Here is a 22,504-nt window from a genome sequence, read left to right as displayed (position 1 = left end):
TTAAAGCAAAAAAAACGGCGCTCACGGGGCGCCGTTTTTTTGTTCGCAGTGAACGCCTTACTCAGTAGTAGGCATTTTCTTTCTGCGTGTGGTCAGTCACGTCGCGTACGCCCTTGAGCTCCGGAATACGCTCCAGCAGGGTGCGCTCGATGCCTTCGCGCAAGGTGACGTCCGCCTGGCCACAGCCCTGGCAACCGCCGCCGAACTTCAGTACGGCAATGCCGTCGTCGACCACGTCGATCAAGCTGACCTGACCGCCGTGGCTGGCCAGCCCCGGGTTGATCTCGGTCTGCAGGTAGTAGTTGATGCGCTCGTTGACCGGGCTGTCGGCATTGACGTTCGGCACCTTGGCGTTCGGCGCCTTGATGGTCAGTTGGCCGCCCATGCGGTCGGTGGCGTAATCCACCACGGCATCGTCAAGGAAGGCTTCGCTGAATGCATCGATATACGCGGTGAAGCTTTTCAGCCCCAGGGCGGTATCTTCAGGCTTTTCTTCGCCGGGCTTGCAGTAGGCAATGCACGTCTCGGCATACTGAGTGCCAGGCTGGGTGATAAAGACGCGGATGCCGATACCTGGGGTGTTCTGCTTGGACAGCAGGTCAGCCAGGTAATCGTGGGCGGCGTCGGTAATGGTTATGGCAGTCATGGAAACTCCTCACAGGCTTGCCGGCAGTTTACGCCAAAATATTACACAGATACAAAGTCCCAGTAATTTTGTCGGAAAAGACTCACCCCCCCTGATCAGAGGTTTTCATAGCGGTTCATATCCAACACCCCTTCTTCCACCGGCGTGGTTTCGCGGATGTAGGTCGAAAGATCGTGGAAGTACTGCCAGAACTGCGGATGACTGCGGCGGATCCCCCAACGATCGACGATCTTCTCGAAGCTGTGGGCGCCCTTGGCGCTTTCCATGGCCTCGACAAACTCGGGGACTTGCTCGGCGGGGATATTGAACATGAAATTCGGATAGCTGCTCAGCACGCCAGGGTAGATGGTCGCGGTGTCCAGACCTGGCTGATAGCGATAAGCCTCGCCTAGCATGAACGCGACATTACTGTGCGCGCGGTTACGCAACAGGCTGTAGAACTCGCGCTGACCAGTGCGCGTCTCGATGCGCAGCATGGTCGCTTCAGGCAATTGCTCGATGACCCTGAGCCCCGCTGCCGGACGCGACGTCAAGCGACTCAGCGCCTGTTCGGCATCGCGCAGCGCCGGGACGATACCCGGCCGCGAGCAATAGGCACCAGCGCAGCGGTTGATCGGGTCCGGGCTGGCATTGAGATCGCCATAGCGGGCCAGCAACTGGTTGGCGAAATCACGCTTGGGGTCGCTTTCATTCAGTTTCAGGCCGGTGGGCTTGTCGTCGTCGATGGACTCATAGTCCATCCACAGCTTGACCTTGCCGCTGCTCTGATACCAATCGTCAAGAAAATCCTCGCGTGAATTGGCCGGCATCAGGCGCAGGAAGTTCAGCTCGGCGCCGTTGCGGATCAGGTCGAAGTACAAGCGGGTCTGGGCCTGGTGCGAGACATTGCCGAACACGTCAAAGTTGACCACCAGTTGGTAATAGGTGCGTTCCAGCAAGGGATAGTCGAACAACCACAGCGTCTGCGGGACTTCGCCGATCAAGCCTTTATTCACCGAGGCGCTGTCGAAGTGGCGGAAGATGCTCAGCAACGCATTGTCGTTGCCAGCCCACAGCGTCGACCAACTGGGCGCCGGCAGGTTGGCATAGCTGTACCGGCGCAGCGTTTCATACTCGTTGCGCTTGTCACGGTATTTGAGCCACAGGCTGACTACGCTGCCCACGTCGTCATTCTGCCCCGGCATCGCCAACAGCGGCGTGGCCTTGCCGCGGTAACGCGCATCGGTGATGTACAGGTCGTGATCGGGGGCCTGGAACATCGCCCAGAAATTGTCGCGGATCACGTCCGTGGCGATCTGCCCGCGACACACCGGCCCGCGAATGAAGGTACGCACGAAATACTCGGCGTTATCGAGCATGAACTGGTAACGCGCCCACGCCGGTATCGCCTCGAACGTCTCGAAGGGGTTGGCGCGGCGGCCAGGGCCATAACCCGGCAAGGCGGTGGCCTGCCAGTCGCCGCTGTAGAACAGCGACTTGACCCGCTCCATTTTCGCCGCACTGAGCGGGTACGTAATGTGGGTCTTGTGCACGATCACCCCTTGTATCGGCCACAGACGGTAATAAATCCGCGTGCCCGGATCATCGTTGGCGCGACGGGTATTGATCAGGTCGATCGGCTGGCCGCTGGGCGTGCGGGAACGTACCCACTGGAAGAAATGCCCCGGCTCACCGCCTTCAAAATAAATGTGTGCAATGAACAGATGCTCAAACAGCCAACGGGCCACCAGGCTTTCCCGGGCTCCGGGCGCATTGAGCAGGTTTTCCCATTGCAGGACCTGCGCGGCTTCCTGGGCGCTTGGCGCCAGGCCTTGCTGGTCAATCGGCGCACCGGAAGCCAGCCAGCGTTGCAGGGTCTGGTATTGCTGATCGCTCAAGCCGGTCACGGCCAATGGCATGCCTTCGTTGGGGTGTACATCGGCATAGGTGTCGAACTCCCCCGGCAGCGGGCACATGTTCTCGCGGTTCAGGCCCAGCACGATGTCGTCGGGCAGCTTACCGTTGGGCTCCAGGGGAGTGCGACGATGGCCCAGCTCGAGCATGCGCGCCATCAGCGCGGCCTGGCTGCCCTGGGCGTCGAGTACCGAGGTAAACCCCTCGCGCTGCCAGGCAGCCTTGCCGAACGCATCATAGAACAGCCGGGTCGGCTTGCTCGCCTGGCTGCGCTCGCCGTCGTAGACCAGCGCCTTGGTCGCGCCCCGCGCCGCGCCCTCGCCGCTGCCCAGGTTCAACTGGCAGGCCGAGTCGTAGCAGGCATGGCATGCCACGCACTTCTCGGTGAAGATCGGTTGGATATCACGGGTATAGGAAATGGCCGGAGCGCGATCCTGGGCCTGTGTGGTAGTGCCAATCAGCAAAAAAGCAAGGCTGATGATGATGCGATACGGCATGTGCCTGGTCCCGAAATGAAGCCAAAATAAAAAAACCTGCGGATTTTAGCGATCTGCCACTCCCCCAACATGAGCGATATTCATGCAAAAGCCTGGCATGCTGCAAATCCATACAGGTTTGCTATGATCCACGCCCTCCGTAATGCCTGAACAGAGTAGTCCCATGTCCGATCGTAGCGCGCGTCTGCAAGCCCTTCACCAAGCCCTCAAGGAACGTATCCTGATCCTCGATGGCGGCATGGGCACTATGATCCAAAGCTATAAGCTGGAGGAAGAAGACTATCGTGGTAAACGCTTCGCCGACTGGCCCAGCGACGTCAAGGGCAACAACGACCTGTTGCTGCTCAGCCGTCCGGACGTCATCGCCTCCATCGAGAAGGCCTACCTGGACGCCGGCGCCGACATCCTCGAAACCAACACCTTCAACGCCACCCGCGTGTCCCAGGCCGACTACGGCATGGAGGAACTCACCTACGAGTTGAACGTGGAAGGCGCCCGGGTCGCCCGCAAGGTCGCCGACGCCAAGACCCTCGAAACCCCGGACAAGCCGCGCTTCGTCGCCGGCGTGCTCGGCCCGACCAGCCGCACCTGCTCGCTGTCGCCGGATGTGAACAACCCCGGCTACCGCAACGTGACCTTCGATGAACTGGTGGAGAACTATACCGAGGCCACCAAAGGCCTGATCGAAGGCGGCGCGGACATGATCCTCATCGAAACCATCTTCGACACCCTCAACGCCAAGGCCGCGATCTTTGCCGTGCAGGGCGTGTTCGAAGAACTGGGCTTTGAACTGCCGATCATGATCTCCGGCACCATCACCGACGCCTCCGGCCGCACCCTCTCGGGCCAGACCACCGAAGCGTTCTGGAACTCCGTCAGCCACGCCAAGCCGATTTCCGTGGGCCTGAACTGCGCCCTGGGCGCCAGCGAGCTGCGTCCGTACCTCGAAGAGCTGTCGAACAAGGCCAACACTTATGTGTCCGCGCACCCCAACGCCGGCCTGCCCAACGAATTCGGCGAGTACGACGAACTGCCGGCGCAAACCGCCAAAGTCATCGAGGAATTCGCCCAGAGCGGCTTCCTGAACATTGTCGGCGGTTGCTGCGGCACCACGCCGGGGCATATCGAAGCCATCGCCAAGGCCGTGGCCGGTTATGCGCCGCGCCAGATCCCGGACATCCCCAAGGCCTGCCGCCTGTCGGGCCTGGAGCCGTTCACCATTGATCGCCAGTCGTTGTTCGTCAACGTCGGCGAACGCACCAACATCACCGGCTCCGCGCGTTTCGCCCGCCTGATCCGTGAAGACAACTACACCGAAGCCCTTGAAGTCGCCCTGCAGCAGGTGGAAGCCGGCGCCCAGGTGATCGATATCAACATGGACGAAGGCATGCTCGATTCGAAGAAGGCCATGGTGACCTTCCTCAATCTGATTGCCGGCGAGCCGGACATCTCCCGCGTGCCGATCATGATCGACTCCTCCAAGTGGGAAGTGATCGAAGCCGGCCTCAAGTGCATCCAGGGCAAGGGCATCGTCAACTCCATCAGCATGAAGGAAGGCGTCGAGCAGTTCATTCATCACGCCAGGCTGTGCAAACGCTACGGTGCCGCCGTGGTGGTGATGGCCTTCGACGAAGCCGGCCAGGCCGACACCGAAGCGCGCAAGAAAGAGATCTGCAAACGCTCCTACGACATCCTGGTCAATGAAGTTGGTTTCCCGCCGGAAGACATCATCTTCGACCCGAACATCTTCGCCGTCGCCACCGGTATCGAAGAGCACAACAACTATGCCGTCGATTTCATCAACGCCTGCGCCTATATCCGCGACGAGCTGCCGTATGCGCTGACGTCCGGCGGTGTGTCCAACGTGTCGTTCTCGTTCCGCGGCAACAACCCGGTGCGCGAGGCGATCCACTCGGTGTTCCTGCTGTATGCAATCCGCAACGGCCTGACCATGGGCATCGTCAACGCCGGTCAGCTGGAGATCTACGACCAGATCCCGGCCGAGCTGCGCGACGCGGTGGAAGACGTGGTGCTCAACCGCACCCCGAACGGCACCGACGCCCTCCTCGCCATCGCCGACAAGTACAAGGGCGATGGCAGCGTCAAGGAAGCCGAGACCGAGGAATGGCGCGGCTGGCCGGTCAACAAGCGCCTGGAGCATGCGCTGGTCAAGGGCATCACCACCCACATCGTCGAAGACACCGAAGAATCCCGCCAGTCGTTCGCGCGCCCGATCGAAGTGATCGAAGGTCCGTTGATGTCCGGCATGAACATCGTCGGCGACCTGTTCGGCGCCGGCAAAATGTTCCTGCCCCAAGTGGTGAAGTCCGCCCGCGTGATGAAACAGGCCGTGGCCCACCTGATCCCGTTCATCGAGCTGGAAAAAGGCGACAAACCGGAAGCCAAGGGCAAGATCCTGATGGCCACAGTCAAGGGCGATGTGCACGACATCGGCAAGAACATTGTCGGCGTGGTACTTGGCTGCAACGGCTATGACATTGTCGACCTGGGCGTGATGGTGCCAGCGGAGAAAATCCTGCAGGTGGCCAAGGAACAGAAGTGCGACATCATCGGCCTGTCCGGCCTGATCACCCCGTCCCTCGACGAGATGGTGCACGTGGCACGCGAGATGCAGCGCCAGGACTTCCATTTGCCGCTGATGATCGGCGGCGCGACCACCTCCAAGGCCCACACGGCGGTGAAGATCGAGCCCAAGTACAGCAACGACGCGGTGATCTACGTGACCGACGCCTCGCGCGCCGTGGGCGTGGCCACGCAGTTGCTGTCCAAGGAGCTGAAGGCCGGTTTCGTCGAGAAGACCCGCCTGGAATACATCGAAGTGCGCGAACGCACCGCCAACCGCAGCGCCCGCACCGAACGCCTGAGCTACCCGGCGGCCATCGCCAAGAAGCCGCAGTTCGACTGGAGCACCTACACGCCGGTCAAACCGACCTTCACCGGCGCCAAGGTGCTGGACAATATCGACCTCAACGTCCTGGCCGAGTACATCGACTGGACGCCGTTCTTTGTCTCCTGGGACCTGGCCGGCAAGTTCCCGCGCATCCTCACCGATGAAGTGGTCGGTGAAGCCGCCACCGCGCTGTACGCCGATGCCCGGGAAATGCTCAAGAAGCTGATCGACGAAAAACTCATCAGCGCCCGTGCGGTGTTCGGTTTCTGGCCCGCCAACCAGGTCAGGGACGACGACCTGGAGGTCTACGGTGACGACGGCAAACCGTTGACGACCCTGCATCACCTGCGCCAGCAGATCATCAAGACCGACGGCAAGCCAAACTTCTCCCTGGCCGACTTCGTGGCCCCCAAGGACAGCGGCGTGACCGACTACGTGGGGGGCTTTATCACCACCGCCGGCATCGGCGCCGAGGAAGTGGCCAAGGCCTACCAGGACGCGGGCGACGACTACAACTCGATCATGGTCAAGGCCCTGGCCGACCGCCTGGCCGAAGCCTGCGCCGAGTGGCTGCACCAGCAAGTGCGCAAAAACTACTGGGGCTACGCCAAGGACGAACAACTGAACAACGAGGCGCTGATCAAGGAGCAGTACAGCGGCATCCGCCCTGCCCCCGGCTACCCAGCCTGCCCGGATCACACCGAGAAGGCCCAGTTGTTCCAACTGCTCGACCCCGAGGCCCGCGAAATGCACGCCGGCCGCAGCGGCGTGTTCCTCACCGAACACTACGCGATGTTCCCGGCGGCGGCGGTCAGCGGCTGGTACTTCGCCCACCCGCAGGCGCAATACTTCGCCGTGGGCAAGGTCGACAAGGACCAGGTCGCCAGCTACACCGCGCGCAAGGGCCAGGACCTGGCCGTGACCGAACGCTGGCTGGCGCCGAACCTGGGTTACGACAACTGATTCTGCGCCAACTCAGTGGTGGAGAGCCGAACAGCCAGTTGCCGGCTTTCGGCGCTGTGCTCCAGGCCCATGGCGGTCATGGCCGCCGCATGGGCCCCGTCGAATGCGGGAAACTGATCGTCAAGGGCTTCGCTTTTTTCGGCAAACCGCTGTGAAAGCTCGGAAAACTCAGCGGTATAGCGTTCCCTCAGGTAATCCATCCAATAAGGGCGGTTGATAAGCTCCTCGGTAAACGCCGGGGTCTTTTCCGCCGCGATGACGGCATCGAACGCCTCGTCGAGCGCCTGATCGGTCACCTGCGCCAGATTGGCATACGTCATGGCCTTGGGTTGTTGGGGCAGTCCAAGGCGCTGGGTCAGGCCAATGCGATAGGCCAGACGAATTTCCGCCGAGTCGATACGCGGCCTACGCTGGCTGTCGGCACGCGCGATCTCTTCAACTTTACCCAGGCGAAACAGCCCCTTGGAGAGCTTCAATAATTCACGGCCCCTGTGCTGCGGCTCGATGTTTTTCAGGGCATTGAATTCGCCCACCTTGATTTCCAGATCGTTGAACAACAGCATGCGTCCGTCACCGCACGTCTCGAGCCCGCGGGATGTATTGGACAGACTGAACAACGTTTCGCGCAGCGCCTGATTGTCGTGAGCGGAGTGCAGGATCCTCCAGACCCGCTGGACCAGATCGGCGCGCGTTCGTTTGAAATCCTCGGTGTGCCGCAATTGTGAAAGCACCCCGAAAAAATCCTGACTGTTGTCCTCCGCGACGAGGGCGTCCCACACCTGATGCTTTTCAGAGCCATCGGGCACATCGACAAACCAGCGCTTTTTTTGTTCGGCCACACTCTCCACACCGCTGATTGCCTGGTCTTCAGTGCTGCTGTCGGTGCTGCCACTGGACACCTCATAAGCCTCCAGCAAGCGGTCGATCTCCTCCATGCTGAAACCCAGCCCCTGCCCTGTGCCCTCCAGATAGTCACGCATGCGCCACAGATCCGCTTCCTGCAACAGATTATCGGCAAGGTCGATGCCAGCCATCAGCCGGGCATGGGCCGGCAACAACGCATCGACGGGGATCGACTCGATCTGGTTGTTACTCAGGTTCAAGGTCGTCAGCGATGGCGACTGGAACACGCCCTCAGGCCACTCCCCCAGAACATTGCCCCGCAGGTCGAGGCCTTTGAGGTGCTCAAGCCCGGTCAAATCAAACTCACCCAACGTGTTGTCACTCAAGTCGAGCCACTCCAGACGCACCAGTTTGCGCAGTTGCAGCTGCAGTGAAGTGTTATCTCGCAAGTCGTTTTGGCCAGCCTCCAGATGGGTGAGCCGTTCGCACTCGAACAGGGACTCAGGCAGGGTGTCCAGTTCATTGCCACGGATCGCCAGGCGCTCCAACCGCTTGAACGAGCGGAAAAAACCGTTGGAGCCGTGCGCTGTCAGGCGTATGGCACTGACATCGAGCACACCGACGTGATCGAACGCGATAGGCAACTCAGGCAAGTCTGCGCAGTTCAACCCGCTGAGATCCAACTGTGACTGCCCCGCCTGGGGCGCCGCCTGCAGGGTTTCGCACCAACTCCTGAGGATTCGATCAGCGGCGCGCCGCCGATCGACGGCACTGATCCACTGCGCGCCCTCCCGATAGGCACGCATGTCAATCCACGCGTTCAAACGGCTGACCAGCGCCCGGTGTTCTTGCTGCCAAGCCGTCAGACGAGCCTCGATCTCAAGCGCACCCAGCCCCTGCTCACCCAGCGCTTCGATGCGCCGCACGGCCTCGGCGTCGCTCAACTGTGGATCCAGGCTCTGCAACCTGGTCGCGGACGTCAGGCGTGAATCGGTGCCCAGCGGTTCCAGTGGCAGCGGCAAGAGCAGGTCCGGTTCATCGGCGACCTCGGCGGGAAAGAACTCCGGATCGCCACCGGTACTGCCTGCCAGCAACCGCTGCCGGGCAATACCGACAGGTGTCGCCAGCCCCGAACGTTCGGCAAAGCGCTGCAACGCCTCCATCGACGAGGCGTTCAACCGGCACCCACGCAACTGCAGGCCGGCCAGCAACGGCTCATGACCACTGAACACAGCCTCAGGCACGTCTGTGATCGCACTGTGGCTTAGATCGAGTCGCCGCAAACGGGCCAACTCCAAGGCGCCCTCGGGCCAGGTACGGATTGCGCTATGACTCAGGTCCACGACTTCCAGGGCCGCCATCGAACTCAGGTTCAGCGTCTCGACCCGGTTGTACGAAAAACCGAGCATCTTCAACGAGGCCAGGCGGTTCAAGCGCCGCTGCAATGACGCCGTGATGGTCAGTTCATTACGCGACAGGAACAATTGCTCAAGCTGGCTCATTGAGTCCAATGCGGCGGGCAATTGAGTCATTCGGTTGTCATTGAGATTCAACTGTCGCAGGTTGGGGAACGGTTCCAGAAATGCATTCAGGTCATCCGCCGCAAGCCTTGCTCCGGTCAAGTCAAGGACACGGATATGCTCAAAGCTCACCTTGGGCAGCACCGGCAAGTCCCCCAGCGGGCCGCCCGCCAGATCGAGGATTTCATCCGCTATCGGTGTACGCCAGGAAGGCCCGGCTATCGGGGCGCTCGGTGCATAGCGCGTCCTCAAGCTCCTGCGCCAGCATGCGAGCAGCTTGTCGGCTGCACGCTTGCGAGTATGAACATCAGCGACGCGTCGGTCGACACGCACGACCTTGGCTTGCCATTCATTCAATTGCCGCACGAACGACGCCCCTTCCCGGTGTAACTGGTCCACCCGCGCGAGTAACGCATGCCCCGCAAGACCTTCGGACTTGAGCTGCACAAGTACCGCGCCGGCAAACTGAACATCCCCGGGGATCAACGGTTGCAATCGGGCCTGACAGTAGTTCTCCAGCATGCGTACCGGCGCGAACTGGTGGGGTAGATGGCTGGACAGATGGTCGTAGACCTTGGCAAACATCGGCGGCTCGAGCGACGACCACTCAAACTGCAGGGCTCGCCAGACTCGCTCATGCCCCTCGAACAGTTGCTCAGGCAGTGTATTGAGGCGCGTACCTTGCAAATCGAGGGTTTCGAGACGAGGCAAGTCCAGGGCGCCGGCCGGCCAGGTCGACATTGCGCCGCGCACCTGCAACGTGCGCAGACGGGTCAGCCGGCTGACGTCCAGCGCTTGATTCCAGCCCGCCAACCACAATGCTTCAAGCTGCGACAGGTTCTGCAAGGACCGGGACAGGTCAGAAGCATCGAGCCCATCCGGGGTTTCAAGGGAAAGCTCGGTGATTGTCGACAACGTCTCAAGACGTCGGCAGAGGGCGGGTAAATGTTCGTCCCGAACCTCGACATTCAAGCGCCTGGCCTGGGGGAAACGCCCAAGCAGGTCATTGCCGGCCTCGCCGAGCAACTGTTCGCTGGACAGGCTTAACGTACGCACATGGGAAAAATCCGCGGCCCAGTGCGGCAAGCGGCCCGCGCCCCGCAGGTCGAGCGCGGCGACAGGCCCTGCCTCACGGCTGAAGCCCTCCCGCCAGCCGGCCATGATGCGCTCTGCCATGAAGCGGCGACTGGACGATCCATAGTGCTGGGGCTCGGGGCCGGACTGTACCCAGTCTAAAAGCACCGTTCCCAGGGCATCACTCTCGCGCTGGCGATTGTTCAGCAAATGCATGACTTGCTGGTCGGACCGGCCCATGCGCAGAAGATCATTGATAAACGTGCGGGCCTGCGGGTCGGTGAGGTTGGGGTAAATCATCCTTGCGCGGTTGACCAATAGCGCATCGGCAAACCCCTCGCCTCGACCGCTGGCCAGATAGCCCAGGCGTCCCGACGGTAAGCGCAGCGACGGGCCGCGCCCGGTGCCTATGGGACGCTGCTTGAGCAGGCGTGCCATTTCCTCACGGTGGGCGCAAGCGTAACCGGCCAGGCGACGTTGCAACAGAGGCGCAGCATCGCCTGTGCCGAGGTTTTCGCTGCCGGGTGGCAAGGCTGCGGCCAGCGATTCAAAGAGATTGCGTCCATGCGAGGGCTTGCCATTCAATGCGCGTCCAACCGCGTCGAACACCTGGAAACCCTGGTTTTTCTTGACCAGTATCTTGCGCACCGATGCCTGCTCACTGCCGATGCTGTCGAGCAGCGCACCGTTGATCGTATCGCTGCGCACTTCCACCCGCAGGTCCGCCGGCCAATCGGGTAAATGTGGCAGGCTGTGCAGCGCCAGGCGGTCGCTGGCGGCAGAGGCCATGTTTTCCAGGTACAGACCCGCGAGCGCACGATTCAATGCCCCTTGCTGGACATGCACGCGAATCTCGCTGGCCATGCGCAAAGGGATTCGGCCGTTGGCGCGTAACTGCGTCAGCTCGTCCACGGGCGCATGCTCCAGCACATCCCGCGCAGCGGCGCGGGCCAGGCCGGGAAAGTGCCGTTGCAGGCGATCGATGTCTGGATCAGGGCGGGCCTGACGACGGTAGAGGCTGTCGAACAGTGTCTTTCTCCTTTCACCGGCGACGCGGGCAAGACGATCGCGAAACCTATGCTCGCGCTGTCCCGCGCTCATGCTTGCGTCCGTTCCAAGCAGTTCAGCGACCTGCCGCTCATCCAGCGCCGACAACACGCGATTGGCCATTTGACCCTGCATGATCTCGCCCCGGGTAATTCGAATGGGGGGCTTCGTATCGCTGGCCGTCAACGCGGCACCATAGCGTTGAGAAGCGCCCTGCAGTTGCTCGCCCTGGAACACCTCCAACACGTGTCCTTCAGGCCAGCCGGGCATTTTCACCGACAACGGTGCCTCGTACTCGCACAACCCCTGTACACAGGAGCCGCTGCGAATCTGCTCGGCCAACGCGTTCACGTCCCGCTCGACCTGAAACTGGCGCAAGGTTTCCGCCAGCGCAGGCGGTGGCAAGGTTCGATCCATGTGCATCTTGCGCAGCGCATCGTCATGCACGCCGCTGACCTCACCGATCTGACGCAAGGCTTCATCGTCAAGCCCCCGGGTCGCGTGGCCCATGCGCCGTAACAAGGTCAGCCGATCCCATTGCAGGGGCTGCTCGTGACGGTGACGCCAGGCGCCCGCCTGGTTATGTTCCAGTTCGGGCTGGTAAGCGTCGGGATCGTTCGGGTGCTTGATGCGCCAGACCTTGAGTTCGGCATCGTAGGTCTGCTCATACAGGTGTTCGCCCAGGCGCGCATAGGTCCGGCCGTCTACTTCGTATTGGCCTGAGGCATTGGGCGACTGGGCAGGATCCAGCTGGATATCGCTGCGATAAGGCTCGATATCCGGCTTCCACAAGCGCGCCTGGCCGTTGGGCAATTTGACCGGCACCAGCCCGCCGACCCACTTGGACACCTGGACCTTGGGGACAATACGTGCAGCCGCCCCTGCCCCCATCAATGCGGCGGCGAAACCGACGTTCAGGGCCACGGACTCGAAATGCGCCCACGCCTGCGCCCGATCACCGACGCTCCAGGCTTCGAACCCCTGATACACCGCCACCGACAGTTGAACGGCGGTCACCGCCAGCATCACGTGCCCCAGCACCGGCACAAAAAATGCCGCCACGTTCAACACGTCCAGGCCGATTTCCGCGTAGTGCTTGAGCCTTGCCCACATCGCCGCGTTGTCCACCACCGCGGTGGGTACGGCCAATAGTCGAGCGTTGTCACGCATACGGGTCTGGTGACGTTCGTGCAAGGCGTCGAACAAACGCTCACTGAGCCAGGTTTCCTTCAGGCTCAGGTCGGGTTCAGGGTTATCGATCTGCTCATAGAAGCCATTGGAGTTCCAGCGCTTGCCATAGCGCTGAGCCTTCAGGCGCCGCTGGAAGGTTTGCCGTTCGTCGTGTTTCACCCACTGTATAAACACGTTTTGCATCGACGTGGAACGCAACGCCACTGCCAGTGTTTTTTCAAACTCAAGGATCGAACTGTATTCCCCCCATTCATACTGCCCGGCACCGGGCATGTAGACGATGACCTTTTGCTCGTCGGCACTGAGCGACGCACCCAGCAGAGGACGGGGATTGAACGGCAGGAACGCCTCGGCAACCTTTGTTTGCCAGTCCGCCACGGGCAGACCCACGACGCGCGTGGCGCAGCCGATGACAAACACCTCGCCGATGGCCGAGCCGAACAGTTCAAGCTCGGTGAATGCCAGCGCATGCCCGTTGTAGCGCGGGCGCTCGCCCTTGAGCAGCCCTTGCAGCAGCGCAAACACATCTTCGCTGATATAGCCTTTCATTCGCGCGCGGCGGGCGTGCACAGCCATCAGGTCGTTGCGCGCACGCTTCATTTGTTCGTGGACCCGGTCGCGATTGTCACCGTCGAACACCTGGTCCAGATGCTCCTGATAGCGCTTGCCAAGGTCCAGGGTGCGGCAAAGATCGGCAAAATCGGCCGGTTTGATCGAGGACTTGCAGGTGTAGCGATAGCGGTAGGGTTGGTAGGTCTTGTTGAGGGGGAAGCTGTACTTCGGCGGCCCATCCTTCTCCCGCAATAACGCGCCTGCCGGGGCAATGGCGCTGGTCTCTTGCAAGGACACCTGATCGAAATCCGTGTCACTTTCAAAGTTCAGCAACGCAGCCTGCAGCAACGATTGATCAATATTTGGCGCTGCCGCGCCCAGATGGTAAAGCCGGTTCTGGTTGACGTCGGTGGCCGTGCCGAATCGTTCCTGCAATGCCTGCTCAAGCAGCGGCTGCGCGAACTCGGTGATGCCCTGTAAACCTTTGAGGCTCTGCGCCAGCGCGTGACTGGAGGCCACGCTGGCGGCGATACAGTCGAGCATGTCCTTGCGCTGATCTTCACGGGCCTGGGTCAGCCAGGCGGCCCGCAGATCCGCGCCGTCCAGGCCTGCCAGCACGCCGTTGCCCAGGGTCTTGAGATCGTCGGGGCCCAATCGGTGCAGCCAGTCGGGAACACGGTGCTTGATGAAGGCGGTATGCAGGCCTGTTGACGCGCGCGCAGCAGTCGGCGCCGGTGATTCAGTCATGATGTTGCTCCGTAAAGAAAGAGCAACAGCACACCATGGGGAGCCGGATCGACGGCGGTAACTACCTATGCCGCCTGCAGACGGCGAGTCCTTGACTATCCTCTGGGTACGTCCATCGATTCACACCTGCTCAGGGAGGGTTCCATGGAAGAACCAGACAACAAGCCGCCGACCTTCTGGCAGATGCTCCACAGCGTCATGGCCGCCGCCTTTGGCGTACAAAGCGGCAAGAACCGCGCCCGCGACTTCAGCCACGGCAAGCCCAGCCACTTTGTGGTGCTGGGCATTCTGTTCACCGGGGTATTCGCGCTGACCTTGTTCGGTATCGTCAAGCTGGTGCTGCACCTGGCTGGCGTCTAGCGCAGCAGCAGACGCAGGCTGAAGGGGTATCGGTAGGAGGCCGGTTTGCCCTGGGCGGACAATGCACGGAAATTCGCCGATGGCATCGGCCCCAGCAAACGACGCGCCTGGGCGGGAGTAATCAGCTGGAATACATCCTCCTGACGGCGGAGCCCGCCGAACGCGCCAATGTTCAGGCCCTTGGCATCATCATGGATCAGCACCATGGCCCAGCCACCCATGGTGAAATGCCCGGCCACCAGGCTCGACAAGCGCCCGTCCAGACGCGCCTGCAAGATCTCCGGCGAGCTGTTGACCGCGCTGAACAACACATCTTTGCCCGGGACACGCCCGCTGTCCTGGAGCGCCTGCATGGCACCCAGCGCCATCTGATCGTTGGCCGACCACACCAGGGTGGTCTGCGGATAGCGCTTGAACATCTGCGTCGCTTGCTCGAAGGCGCGCTCACGGCTCCACTCACCGTAGACCAACTGACGCAGGCGCACCTCAGGGTGCTCGGCCAGTGCACGGCGCATGCCCTGTTCGCGCAATAGCGCAACCGGAGTGGTCTTGATGCCGGAAAATGCCAACAGGTCGAGGGATTGACCGGGGGCAACCGGGCCGTGCTGGCGCAGCAGGTCAGTGAGCATCAGGTAGCCGGCCTGTTCGTCGTCGGCGACCAGGCTGCCAATCACGTTGATGCCCCGGCGGGCACCCATCATTTGCTCTTGATCGGGGGTCAGCGCGCTGTTCACCAGCAACAACTTGACGCCACTGCCCTCGGCCATCCGCATGACCTGCGGGGCCGCGTACTGTTCATTCGACAGCACCAGGTAATCGGGCCGCTCGCGCCCCTGCAGCGCCTCGCGGGCCTGGCTCAAGGTGTTGGCATTGTCACGCTCGGAATAACGCACGCGCAAATCCAGGCCGAGGTCCTTGGCCGCGGCCTGCATGAATTGCGCGTAGCTGACCCAGTAGGTTTCATTCGACAGGCCGGGATTGAGAAACACCACCGACGTCGCATGAGCCATCACCCCATACGTCGATCCCAGCAAACACACACACGTGATCAAAACCTTCAACATCGTTGCATGAGCCTTGAAAAGGGGCAGCCATCATAGTGGCAACGCATCATTGAATCGAGGCTCAATCAGCACCGTTTACTGGTGGCTGACCCAAAATACGGCCGTTCCCACCACCAGGATGATCAGGAACAGAATGGCCCAGGCGTCCACGCTACTGTCGGGTTTACGGGCTTTCGTCGAGTTGCTCATCGCATCGCCTCTTGTCGGTTTTATAGGTGATTGCACTCAAACACGCTCACAGTAAAGTTGAGAATTGCCCGCATGACAAATGTGGGTAAGCCGATAATCGATCTCATTAGTCGATTTGGTTCTTTGCATATACTCAAACATCACTTTTGCGCATAAACGCAAACTGGTATCGTGCGCCGGCTCCGTTGGGAGTGCGCGGCCGTGCGCGCAGATTTGCCGAGAACAGGACCTATATGTACGTATACGACGAATACGATCAGCGCATCATCGAGGACCGCGTCAAGCAGTTCCGTGATCAGACCCGACGCTACCTAGCAGGTGAACTGAGCGAAGAAGAGTTCCGCCCTCTGCGCCTGCAAAATGGCCTTTATGTGCAGCGCTTTGCGCCGATGCTGCGGGTGGCCGTGCCTTATGGCCAACTGACTTCGCGCCAGACGCGCATGATGGCCAAGATTGCCCGCGACTACGACAAAGGCTATGCCCACATCAGTACCCGCCAGAACGTGCAGTTCAACTGGCCGGCGCTGGAAGATGTGCCGGATATCCTGGCGGAACTGGCGACCGTGCAGATGCACGCCATCCAGACCAGCGGTAACTGCCTGCGCAACGTGACCACCGACCAATTCGCTGGCGTCGCCGCCGACGAACTGATCGATCCACGTCCCTGGTGCGAAATCGTCCGCCAGTGGACCACCTTCCACCCCGAATTCGCCTACCTGCCGCGCAAGTTCAAGATCGCCATCAATGGCTCGACCTCGGACCGTGCAGCCATCGAAGTGCACGATATCGGCCTGGAGCCGGTATACAACGCGGCCGGCGAGCTGGGTTTCCGTGTGTTGGTGGGTGGCGGCCTGGGCCGTACTCCGGTGGTCGGGGCCTTCATCAACGAGTTTCTGCCGTGGCAGGACCTGTTGAGCTACCTTGACGCCATCCTGCGGGTCTACAACCGCTATGGCCGTCGTGACAACAAATACAAGGCCCGGATCAAGATCCTGGTCAAGGCGCTGACCCCTGAGGTATTCGCCCAGAAGGTCGACGCCGAGATGGAACACCTGCGCGGCGGCCAGACCACCCTGACCGAAGCCGAAGTCCACCGCGTGGCCAAGCACTTCGTCGACCCGCAGTACAAGGCCCTGAGCAATCAGGACGCCGAACTCGCCACGCTCGACCAGCAGCATCCAGGTTTCGCCCGCTGGCGTACGCGCAACACCCTGGCGCACAAAAAGCCGGGCTATGTGGCCGTGACCCTGTCGCTGAAACCCACCGGCGTCGCGCCGGGCGACATCACCGACAAGCAACTGGACGCCGTCGCCGACCTGGCCGAGCGCTACAGCTTCGGTCAACTGCGCACTTCCCACGAGCAGAACATCATCCTCGCGGACGTTGAACAGAGCCAACTGTTCACCCTGTGGGGCGAGCTGCGCGAAGGCGGTTTCGCCACGCCGAACATCGGCCTGTTGACCGACATCATCTGCTGCCCGGGCGGCGACTTCTGCTCCCTGGCCAACGCCAAGTCGATCCCGATCGCCGAATCGATCCAGCGCCGTTTCGACGACCTGGACTACCTGTTCGACATCGGCGAGCTGGACCTGAACATTTCCGGGTGCATGAACGCCTGTGGTCACCACCACGTCGGCCACATCGGCATCCTGGGCGTGGACAAGAAAGGCGAAGAATTCTATCAAGTGTCCCTGGGTGGCAGCGCCAGCCGCGATGCGAGCCTGGGCAAGATCCTCGGCCCGTCCTTCGCCCAGGAAGCCATGCCCGAGGTGATCGGCAAACTGATCGATGTGTACATCGAACAGCGCACCGAAGATGAGCGTTTCATCGACACCTACCAGCGCATCGGCATTGACCTGTTCAAGGAGCGCGTCTATGCAGCGAATCATTAAGAACAACGAAGTGGTCGACGAAACCTGGCACCTGCTGCCCAAGGACGCGACCTTCGACGGCATCTCCAACTGCGACGACCTGATCGTGCCGCTGGCCCTGTGGCGCGAGCATGGTCATGCGCTCAAGGCCCGCGATGGCGGCCTGGGTGTGTGGCTGGACGCCGATGAAGAAGCCGAAGAGATCGGCGACGACGTGAAGTACTTCCAGGTCATCGCCCTGAACTTCCCGGCCTTCACCGACGGTCGCAACTACTCCAACGCACGCTTGCTGCGTGACCGCTATGGTTACAAAGGCGAACTGCGGGCGATTGGCGATGTACTGCGCGACCAGTTGTTCTACCTGCACCGTTGCGGCTTCGATGCCTTCGCCCTGCGCGCCGACAAAGACCCGTACGAAGCGCTGCAAAGCCTCAAGGACTTCTCGGTGACGTACCAGGCCGCAACGGATGAACCGCTGCCACTGTTCCGCCGCCGCCAATAACCTGTAGGCGCGGGCTCGCCCGCGCCTACGTTATGGGGGCCTGGATTACCCCTAACACCTGCTTCTGCCCCATAGAGCACGGCACGCCTTCCGGCTGCGCGCGCACGGCTTCGATCACCCCGAGCAACTGCGCCTTGCTGTGGGCCAGTTGCGCCTGCATCCCTTCGATCTGCGCCACCTTACGCTCCAGCGCCTCGATCAACTCGTCACGTTTGTGCTCACCGGGGGCCGGCATCAACGCCTTGAGCTCCTGCAAGGTAAATCCGGCCTGTTGCGCGCTCTGGATCAATTGCAGTGTCTGCAAGGCTTGCGGCGCATAGCGCCGATAGCCATTGGCTTGCCTGCCCACCTGGCTGATCAACCCTTCGGCTTCATAAAACCGAATACGCGACGCCGCCAGCCCGCTCTGTTTTGCCAGCTCACCAATATTCATCGCCACGCCCTGCTTGACATTAAAGTTAACTTTAAGCTTAGCCTGAGGCCTCCCCCGCTCAGGAGTCAACCATGTCCCCCTTCGAACCCTTGCAACTGCCCAACGGCCAGATTCTTTCCAATCGTATCGCCAAGGCCGCGATGGAAGAGAATATGGCGGATGCCCGCCAGGCGCCCTCTCGCCAACTGAAGCAGCTATACAAGGCCTGGGCGGACGGCGAGCCCGGCCTATTGCTCAGCGGCAACGTGATGATCGACCGCCGCGCCATGACCGGCCCCGGCGGCGTCGCCCTGGAAGACGAACAGCAGCTCGACAGCTTTCGCGAATGGGCCGATGTGGCCCGGGGCAAGGGCGTGCAGTTTTGGCTGCAACTGAGTCATCCAGGGCGCCAGACCCCGGCCAACCTGCGCCAGCAAGCCTTGGCGCCTTCCGCCGTGGCCCTCGACCTGGGCGGCTTTTCAAAGATGTTCGCCAAGCCCAAGGCAATGACCGAGGACGATATCCAAGACGTGATCAAGCGCTTTGCCACCAGCGCACGCCTGGCCGAAAAAGCCGGGTTCACCGGGGTACAAATCCACGGGGCCCATGGTTACTTGCTCAGCCAGTTTCTCTCGCCGCTCAGCAACCAGCGCACCGACCGTTGGGGCGGTTCGCTGGAGAATCGCGCGCGCCTGCTGCTGGCGGTGATCAACGCCGTGCGCGCCAGCGTCAGCCCGTCCTTTTGCGTGGCGGTAAAGCTCAACTCGGCGGACTTCCAGCGTGGCGGGTTTGAAGAGGCCGACGCGCGCGCTGTGATCGAGATGCTCAACCCGTTACCCATCGACCTGTTGGAATTGTCCGGCGGCAGCTACGAAGCGCCGGCCATGCAAGGCGATGCGCGGGATGGCCGCACCCTGGCCCGTGAAGCGTACTTCCTCGAATTTGCCAGCGAAGTGGCCGCCATCGCCAACATGCCAGTGATGGTCACCGGTGGCATCCGCCGCCTGCCGGTGGTGCAGCAAGTACTCGACAGCGGCATCGCCATGGCCGGTATCGCCACCGCCCTGACCCTGGAACCGCAGTTGATCAAACATTGGCGCGAAGGCCGCGATCTCAACCCGCAACTCAAACCGATCAACTGGCAGCGCAAACCGCTGGCCGCCCTCGCCACCCTGGCCGTGGTGCGTGACCAGATGCGCCGCCTGAGCCTGGGCCAGCCGCCAAAACCCAAGGCCGCCCCGTGCATGGCCTTGGTCCGTGACCAGTGGTTTATCGCCCGGCGCACCCGGCAATACCGTGCAACCATGACGCAATCTTCACATTAACGACGGAGCATTCGCCGTGATCGAACTGTCCCCTATTGATCAGCAGTTTTTAACCTCACTGACGATTGGAGTTCTTCATGGCGAAAATCAACCTGGCCCAGCAATTGGCGACCACCCTTGAACAGGCGGGCATCAAGCGCATCTGGGGCCTGACCGGCGACAGCCTCAACGGCCTCACCGACGCCCTGCGCACCATGGACAGCATCGAATGGATGCACGTGCGCCACGAAGAGGTGGCCGCCTTCGCCGCCGGTGCCGAGGCCGCCGCCACCGGTGAGTTGGCGGTATGCGCCGGCAGTTGCGGGCCGGGCAACCTGCATTTGATCAATGGGCTGTTCGACTGCCATCGCAACCATGTACCGGTGCTGGCGATTGCCGCACAGATTCCATCGTCCGAAATCGGCCTGAACTACTTCCAGGAAACCCATCCCCAGGAGCTGTTCAAGGAGTGCAGCCACTTTATCGAGCTGGTGACCAACCCCGAACAGATGCCCCAGGTGCTGCACCGCGCCATGCGCTCGGCGATCCTCAATCGCGGCGTGGCGGTGGTGGTGATTCCGGGGGATGTGTCGCTGCTGGAAGTCGAAAACTCGCTCAAGCCCTGGCCGGCCCTGCACGCACCGCGCACCTTGCCGGCGGAACAGGACCTGCAGCGCCTCACCGAGATACTCGACAGCAGCCGGAAAGTCACCCTGCTGTGCGGCAGTGGCTGCGCCGGTGCCCACGATCAAGTCGTCGCGCTGGCCGATGCCCTGGGTGCGCCGGTGGTGCACGCCTTGCGCGGCAAGGAACATGTGGAATGGGACAACCCGTTCGACGTGGGCATGACCGGCCTGATCGGCTTCAGCTCCGGTTACCACGCCATGCTCGACTGTGACACGCTGATCATGCTCGGCACCGACTTCCCGTATCGCCAGTTCTACCCCACCGGTGCGAAGATCATCCAGGTCGACCGCAACCCCCAGGCTCTGGGCCGTCGCGCCACGCTGGACCTGGGTATCGCCGCCGACGTCAGCGAAACCATCGATGCACTGCTGCCACGCCTGACACGCAAGAGCGATCGCAGCTTCCTGGACACTTCGCTGAAGCATTACGCAAAAGCCCGCCAAGGCCTGGATGACCTGGCGCAACCGTCGAAGGCCAACCGCCCGATCCATCCACAATACGTAGCGCGTCTACTCAGTGAGCTGGCCGATGACGACGCGATCTTCACCGCCGATGTGGGCTCACCGACCGTGTGGGCCGCGCGCTACTTGAAAATGAACGGCCAGCGCCGCCTGATCGGCTCGTTCAACCACGGCTCGATGGCCAACGCCATGCCCCAGGCCATCGGTGCGCAGGCAGCGTTCCCTGGCAGGCAGGTGATTTCTCTGTCGGGCGACGGCGGCTTCACCATGCTGATGGGGGATTTCATTTCGTTGGCGCAGTTGAACTTGCCGGTCAAAGTCATCGTGTTCGATAACGCGTCCTTGGGTTTCGTCGCCATGGAAATGAAGGCCGCGGGCTACCTGGAAGCCGGTACCGCGCTGAAAAACCCGGACTTCGCCGCCATGTCCAACGCCATGGGTATCCTGGGCATTCGCGTGGAGCAGTCCGAAGACCTGGAACCGGCCCTGCGCCGCGCCCTGGCCCATGACGGCCCGGTGCTGGTGGATGTGGTCACAGCGACCCAGGAACTGGTGATGCCGCCGAGCATCAAGCTGGAACAGGCCAAGGGTTTCAGCCTGTATATGCTCAAGGCGGTGATGAGCGGGCGTGGCGATGAGGTGATCGAACTGGCGCGGACCAACTGGCTCCGATAACCCCACCGGGCATGGATCAGGCCGACTGTTTTTCGACCCATTTGCCGTAGGCATCAATGAAGGCCTGCAGGAACGGCTTGGTTTTTTCCGACACCTTGCCGGCCTCGTCGAACACACTGCCCGCGCCGCCCAGGTAGGCTTCCGGCTGCTGCATGCACGGCACATCGAGGAACACCAGGGACTGGCGCAGGTGATGGTTGGCGCCAAAACCGCCAATCGCACCCGGCGACACGCTGATGATCGCCCCTGGCTTGCCGCTCCAGGCGCTCTGCCCGTATGGGCGCGAACCCACGTCAATCGCGTTCTTCAACGGGGCGGGCACGGAACGGTTGTATTCCGGGGTCACGAACAGCACCGCGTCGGATGAACTCACCTGCTGACGGAAAGTACTGTAGGCTGCCGGCGGGGCCGCACCGTCGAGGTCTTCGTTGTAGAGCGGCAAATCGCCGATTTCCACAATATTCAACTTCAGGTTGGCAGGGGCCAGTTCGGCCAAAGCCAGGGCGACCTTGCGGTTGATCGAGTCTTTTCTCAAGCTGCCAACCAGGACGGCAATCGTGTAGACCTTGCTCATTGGGGTTTCCCGACGTCTGACTAATGGAGCTTGTAGTTATAGAGCCTTCGCGGCGCGTTCACCAGAAGGTTTTGATAATCCTGCAAGCGTTTGCCTCGCACCTCAACGCGTAGGACACGTCTGAAAATCATCAGCGAATAGTATTTTTTTTCCATAGGTAAACTACCCCTGTTTATGACGGTCTACAGAACCGCAAATCGAGTGTTTATCTCCAGAGGTTCTAAACAGATGGCAGCAGTACTAGTCGGACAGTTTCATGCCAGAGACGCTGAAGGGCGTGTCTATTCGGTGCATGAGTTCCAGGAATCCAACCCGGTGCAAGGCGACCTGGCTGGCTCGGCACCTACCACCACCTACAAACTGGCCATTGGCGACCGCGTAGAAAAGCTGGAGGGCGATGAATTCAAACTGATTCAGTCAGGCACCATTATCGTCCGTGAATCGCAGACCACACTCGCTTCATAAGCTTGATCCCCCGAACGTACCTGCTCAGTCCTGGCCAATGACGGCATTGACTGGGC

13 protein-coding genes and 1 pseudogene are annotated in these 22,504 nt (G+C 61.4%); 7 read left to right on the top strand and 7 right to left on the bottom strand.

All coding sequences use genetic code 11. The features are described 5' to 3' along the window. Nucleotides 1-61: 61 nt before the first annotated feature. Nucleotides 62-646: a Fe-S biogenesis protein NfuA gene (gene nfuA / locus ACLH0J_RS16900; protein WP_003190728.1), complete on the bottom strand. Its 585-nt coding sequence runs from the start codon at nucleotides 644-646 to the stop codon at nucleotides 62-64. A gap of 95 nt (nucleotides 647-741) precedes the next feature. Then, nucleotides 742-3,036 carry a fatty acid cis/trans isomerase gene (locus ACLH0J_RS16895; protein ID WP_411388208.1) on the bottom strand — a complete coding sequence of 765 codons (2,295 nt, stop codon included), beginning with the start codon at nucleotides 3,034-3,036 and terminating at the stop codon, nucleotides 742-744. Between the two features lie 163 nt (nucleotides 3,037-3,199). On the opposite strand from ACLH0J_RS16895, the gene metH reads away from it, so the two are divergent. Continuing rightward, on the top strand, nucleotides 3,200-6,910 hold the full coding sequence (gene metH / locus ACLH0J_RS16890; RefSeq protein ID WP_411388207.1) for a methionine synthase: 3,711 nt from the start codon (nucleotides 3,200-3,202) through the stop codon (nucleotides 6,908-6,910). On the opposite strand, the gene ACLH0J_RS16885 is transcribed toward metH, so the two are convergent. Both ACLH0J_RS16885 and ACLH0J_RS16880 read right to left on the bottom strand, forming a co-directional pair. Then, nucleotides 6,898-9,795, bottom strand: coding sequence for an NEL-type E3 ubiquitin ligase domain-containing protein (locus ACLH0J_RS16885; protein WP_411392843.1), 2,898 nt, complete (start codon nucleotides 9,793-9,795; stop codon nucleotides 6,898-6,900). The genes metH and ACLH0J_RS16885 overlap by 13 nt on opposite strands. A gap of 2,964 nt (nucleotides 9,796-12,759) precedes the next feature. After that, nucleotides 12,760-13,680, bottom strand: a pseudogene (locus tag ACLH0J_RS16880) (dermonecrotic toxin domain-containing protein); the annotation flags it as partial. A 348-nt stretch (nucleotides 13,681-14,028) separates the two neighbouring features. On the opposite strand from ACLH0J_RS16880, the gene ACLH0J_RS16875 reads away from it, so the two are divergent. Continuing rightward, complete coding sequence (locus ACLH0J_RS16875; RefSeq protein WP_411388206.1) at nucleotides 14,029-14,244, top strand: DUF2970 domain-containing protein; 216 nt, start codon at nucleotides 14,029-14,031, stop codon at nucleotides 14,242-14,244. On the opposite strand, the gene ACLH0J_RS16870 is transcribed toward ACLH0J_RS16875, so the two are convergent. Continuing rightward, the gene (locus ACLH0J_RS16870) at nucleotides 14,241-15,308 is read right to left on the bottom strand and encodes an ABC transporter substrate-binding protein (protein WP_411388205.1); all 1,068 of its coding nucleotides are present in this window, start codon (nucleotides 15,306-15,308) and stop codon (nucleotides 14,241-14,243) included. The genes ACLH0J_RS16875 and ACLH0J_RS16870 overlap by 4 nt on opposite strands. A 422-nt stretch (nucleotides 15,309-15,730) precedes the next feature. Between ACLH0J_RS16870 and ACLH0J_RS16865 the strand changes: the two genes are divergently transcribed. Both ACLH0J_RS16865 and ACLH0J_RS16860 read left to right on the top strand, forming a co-directional pair. After that, entirely contained in the window at nucleotides 15,731-17,389 is a 1,659-nt protein-coding gene (locus tag ACLH0J_RS16865; RefSeq protein ID WP_411388204.1) for a nitrite/sulfite reductase, read from the top strand. Then, entirely contained in the window at nucleotides 17,373-17,870 is a 498-nt protein-coding gene (locus ACLH0J_RS16860) for a DUF934 domain-containing protein (RefSeq protein ID WP_411388203.1), read from the top strand. Before ACLH0J_RS16865 ends, ACLH0J_RS16860 begins: the two co-directional genes overlap by 17 nt. A gap of 25 nt (nucleotides 17,871-17,895) precedes the next feature. Here the strand turns inward: ACLH0J_RS16860 and ACLH0J_RS16855 are convergent, their stop codons facing one another. Then, nucleotides 17,896-18,303 (bottom strand): MerR family transcriptional regulator, encoded by a 408-nt coding sequence (locus tag ACLH0J_RS16855; protein ID WP_411388202.1) that lies wholly within the window; start codon nucleotides 18,301-18,303, stop codon nucleotides 17,896-17,898. Between the two features lie 71 nt (nucleotides 18,304-18,374). Here ACLH0J_RS16855 and ACLH0J_RS16850 point away from each other — a divergent pair, with 71 nt between their 5' ends. Both ACLH0J_RS16850 and poxB read left to right on the top strand, forming a co-directional pair. Continuing rightward, nucleotides 18,375-19,607, top strand: a complete 1,233-nt coding sequence (locus ACLH0J_RS16850; protein WP_411388201.1) for an NADH:flavin oxidoreductase/NADH oxidase family protein — start codon at nucleotides 18,375-18,377, stop codon at nucleotides 19,605-19,607. 77 nt (nucleotides 19,608-19,684) lie between these two features. Beyond that, the gene (poxB, locus tag ACLH0J_RS16845) at nucleotides 19,685-21,409 is read left to right on the top strand and encodes a ubiquinone-dependent pyruvate dehydrogenase (protein ID WP_411388200.1); all 1,725 of its coding nucleotides are present in this window, start codon (nucleotides 19,685-19,687) and stop codon (nucleotides 21,407-21,409) included. 16 nt (nucleotides 21,410-21,425) lie between these two features. Here poxB and ACLH0J_RS16840 read toward each other — a convergent pair whose 3' ends face one another. Next, nucleotides 21,426-21,983: an NADPH-dependent FMN reductase gene (locus ACLH0J_RS16840; protein WP_411388199.1), complete on the bottom strand. Its 558-nt coding sequence runs from the start codon at nucleotides 21,981-21,983 to the stop codon at nucleotides 21,426-21,428. A gap of 228 nt (nucleotides 21,984-22,211) precedes the next feature. Here ACLH0J_RS16840 and ACLH0J_RS16835 point away from each other — a divergent pair, with 228 nt between their 5' ends. Further along, a complete protein-coding gene (locus ACLH0J_RS16835; protein WP_106578721.1) occupies nucleotides 22,212-22,448 on the top strand; it encodes a hypothetical protein in 237 nt (78 codons plus the stop codon). The last annotated feature ends 56 nt before the right edge of the window (nucleotides 22,449-22,504 follow it).

Source organism: Pseudomonas sp. MPB23, from assembly GCF_046605395.1.
Lineage (GTDB): Bacteria > Pseudomonadota > Gammaproteobacteria > Pseudomonadales > Pseudomonadaceae > Aquipseudomonas.
Note: the sequence above shows the minus strand (reverse complement) of the source record. Positions and strands in the feature narration are given on the sequence as shown.

Coding starts and splice junctions, on each gene's coding strand:
- ACLH0J_RS16835 (WP_106578721.1), top strand. CDS start 22,212: ATGGCAGCAGTACTAGTCGGACAGTTTCATGCCAGAGACGCTGAAGGG.
- ACLH0J_RS16850 (WP_411388201.1), top strand. CDS start 18,375: ATGTCCCCCTTCGAACCCTTGCAACTGCCCAACGGCCAGATTCTTTCC.
- ACLH0J_RS16840 (WP_411388199.1), bottom strand. CDS start 21,983: ATGAGCAAGGTCTACACGATTGCCGTCCTGGTTGGCAGCTTGAGAAAA.
- ACLH0J_RS16855 (WP_411388202.1), bottom strand. CDS start 18,303: ATGAATATTGGTGAGCTGGCAAAACAGAGCGGGCTGGCGGCGTCGCGT.
- ACLH0J_RS16870 (WP_411388205.1), bottom strand. CDS start 15,308: ATGTTGAAGGTTTTGATCACGTGTGTGTGTTTGCTGGGATCGACGTAT.
- poxB (WP_411388200.1), top strand. CDS start 19,685: ATGGCGAAAATCAACCTGGCCCAGCAATTGGCGACCACCCTTGAACAG.
- ACLH0J_RS16885 (WP_411392843.1), bottom strand. CDS start 9,795: ATGCTGGAGAACTACTGTCAGGCCCGATTGCAACCGTTGATCCCCGGG.
- ACLH0J_RS16895 (WP_411388208.1), bottom strand. CDS start 3,036: ATGCCGTATCGCATCATCATCAGCCTTGCTTTTTTGCTGATTGGCACT.
- nfuA (WP_003190728.1), bottom strand. CDS start 646: ATGACTGCCATAACCATTACCGACGCCGCCCACGATTACCTGGCTGAC.
- ACLH0J_RS16860 (WP_411388203.1), top strand. CDS start 17,373: ATGCAGCGAATCATTAAGAACAACGAAGTGGTCGACGAAACCTGGCAC.
- ACLH0J_RS16875 (WP_411388206.1), top strand. CDS start 14,029: ATGGAAGAACCAGACAACAAGCCGCCGACCTTCTGGCAGATGCTCCAC.
- ACLH0J_RS16865 (WP_411388204.1), top strand. CDS start 15,731: ATGTACGTATACGACGAATACGATCAGCGCATCATCGAGGACCGCGTC.
- metH (WP_411388207.1), top strand. CDS start 3,200: ATGTCCGATCGTAGCGCGCGTCTGCAAGCCCTTCACCAAGCCCTCAAG.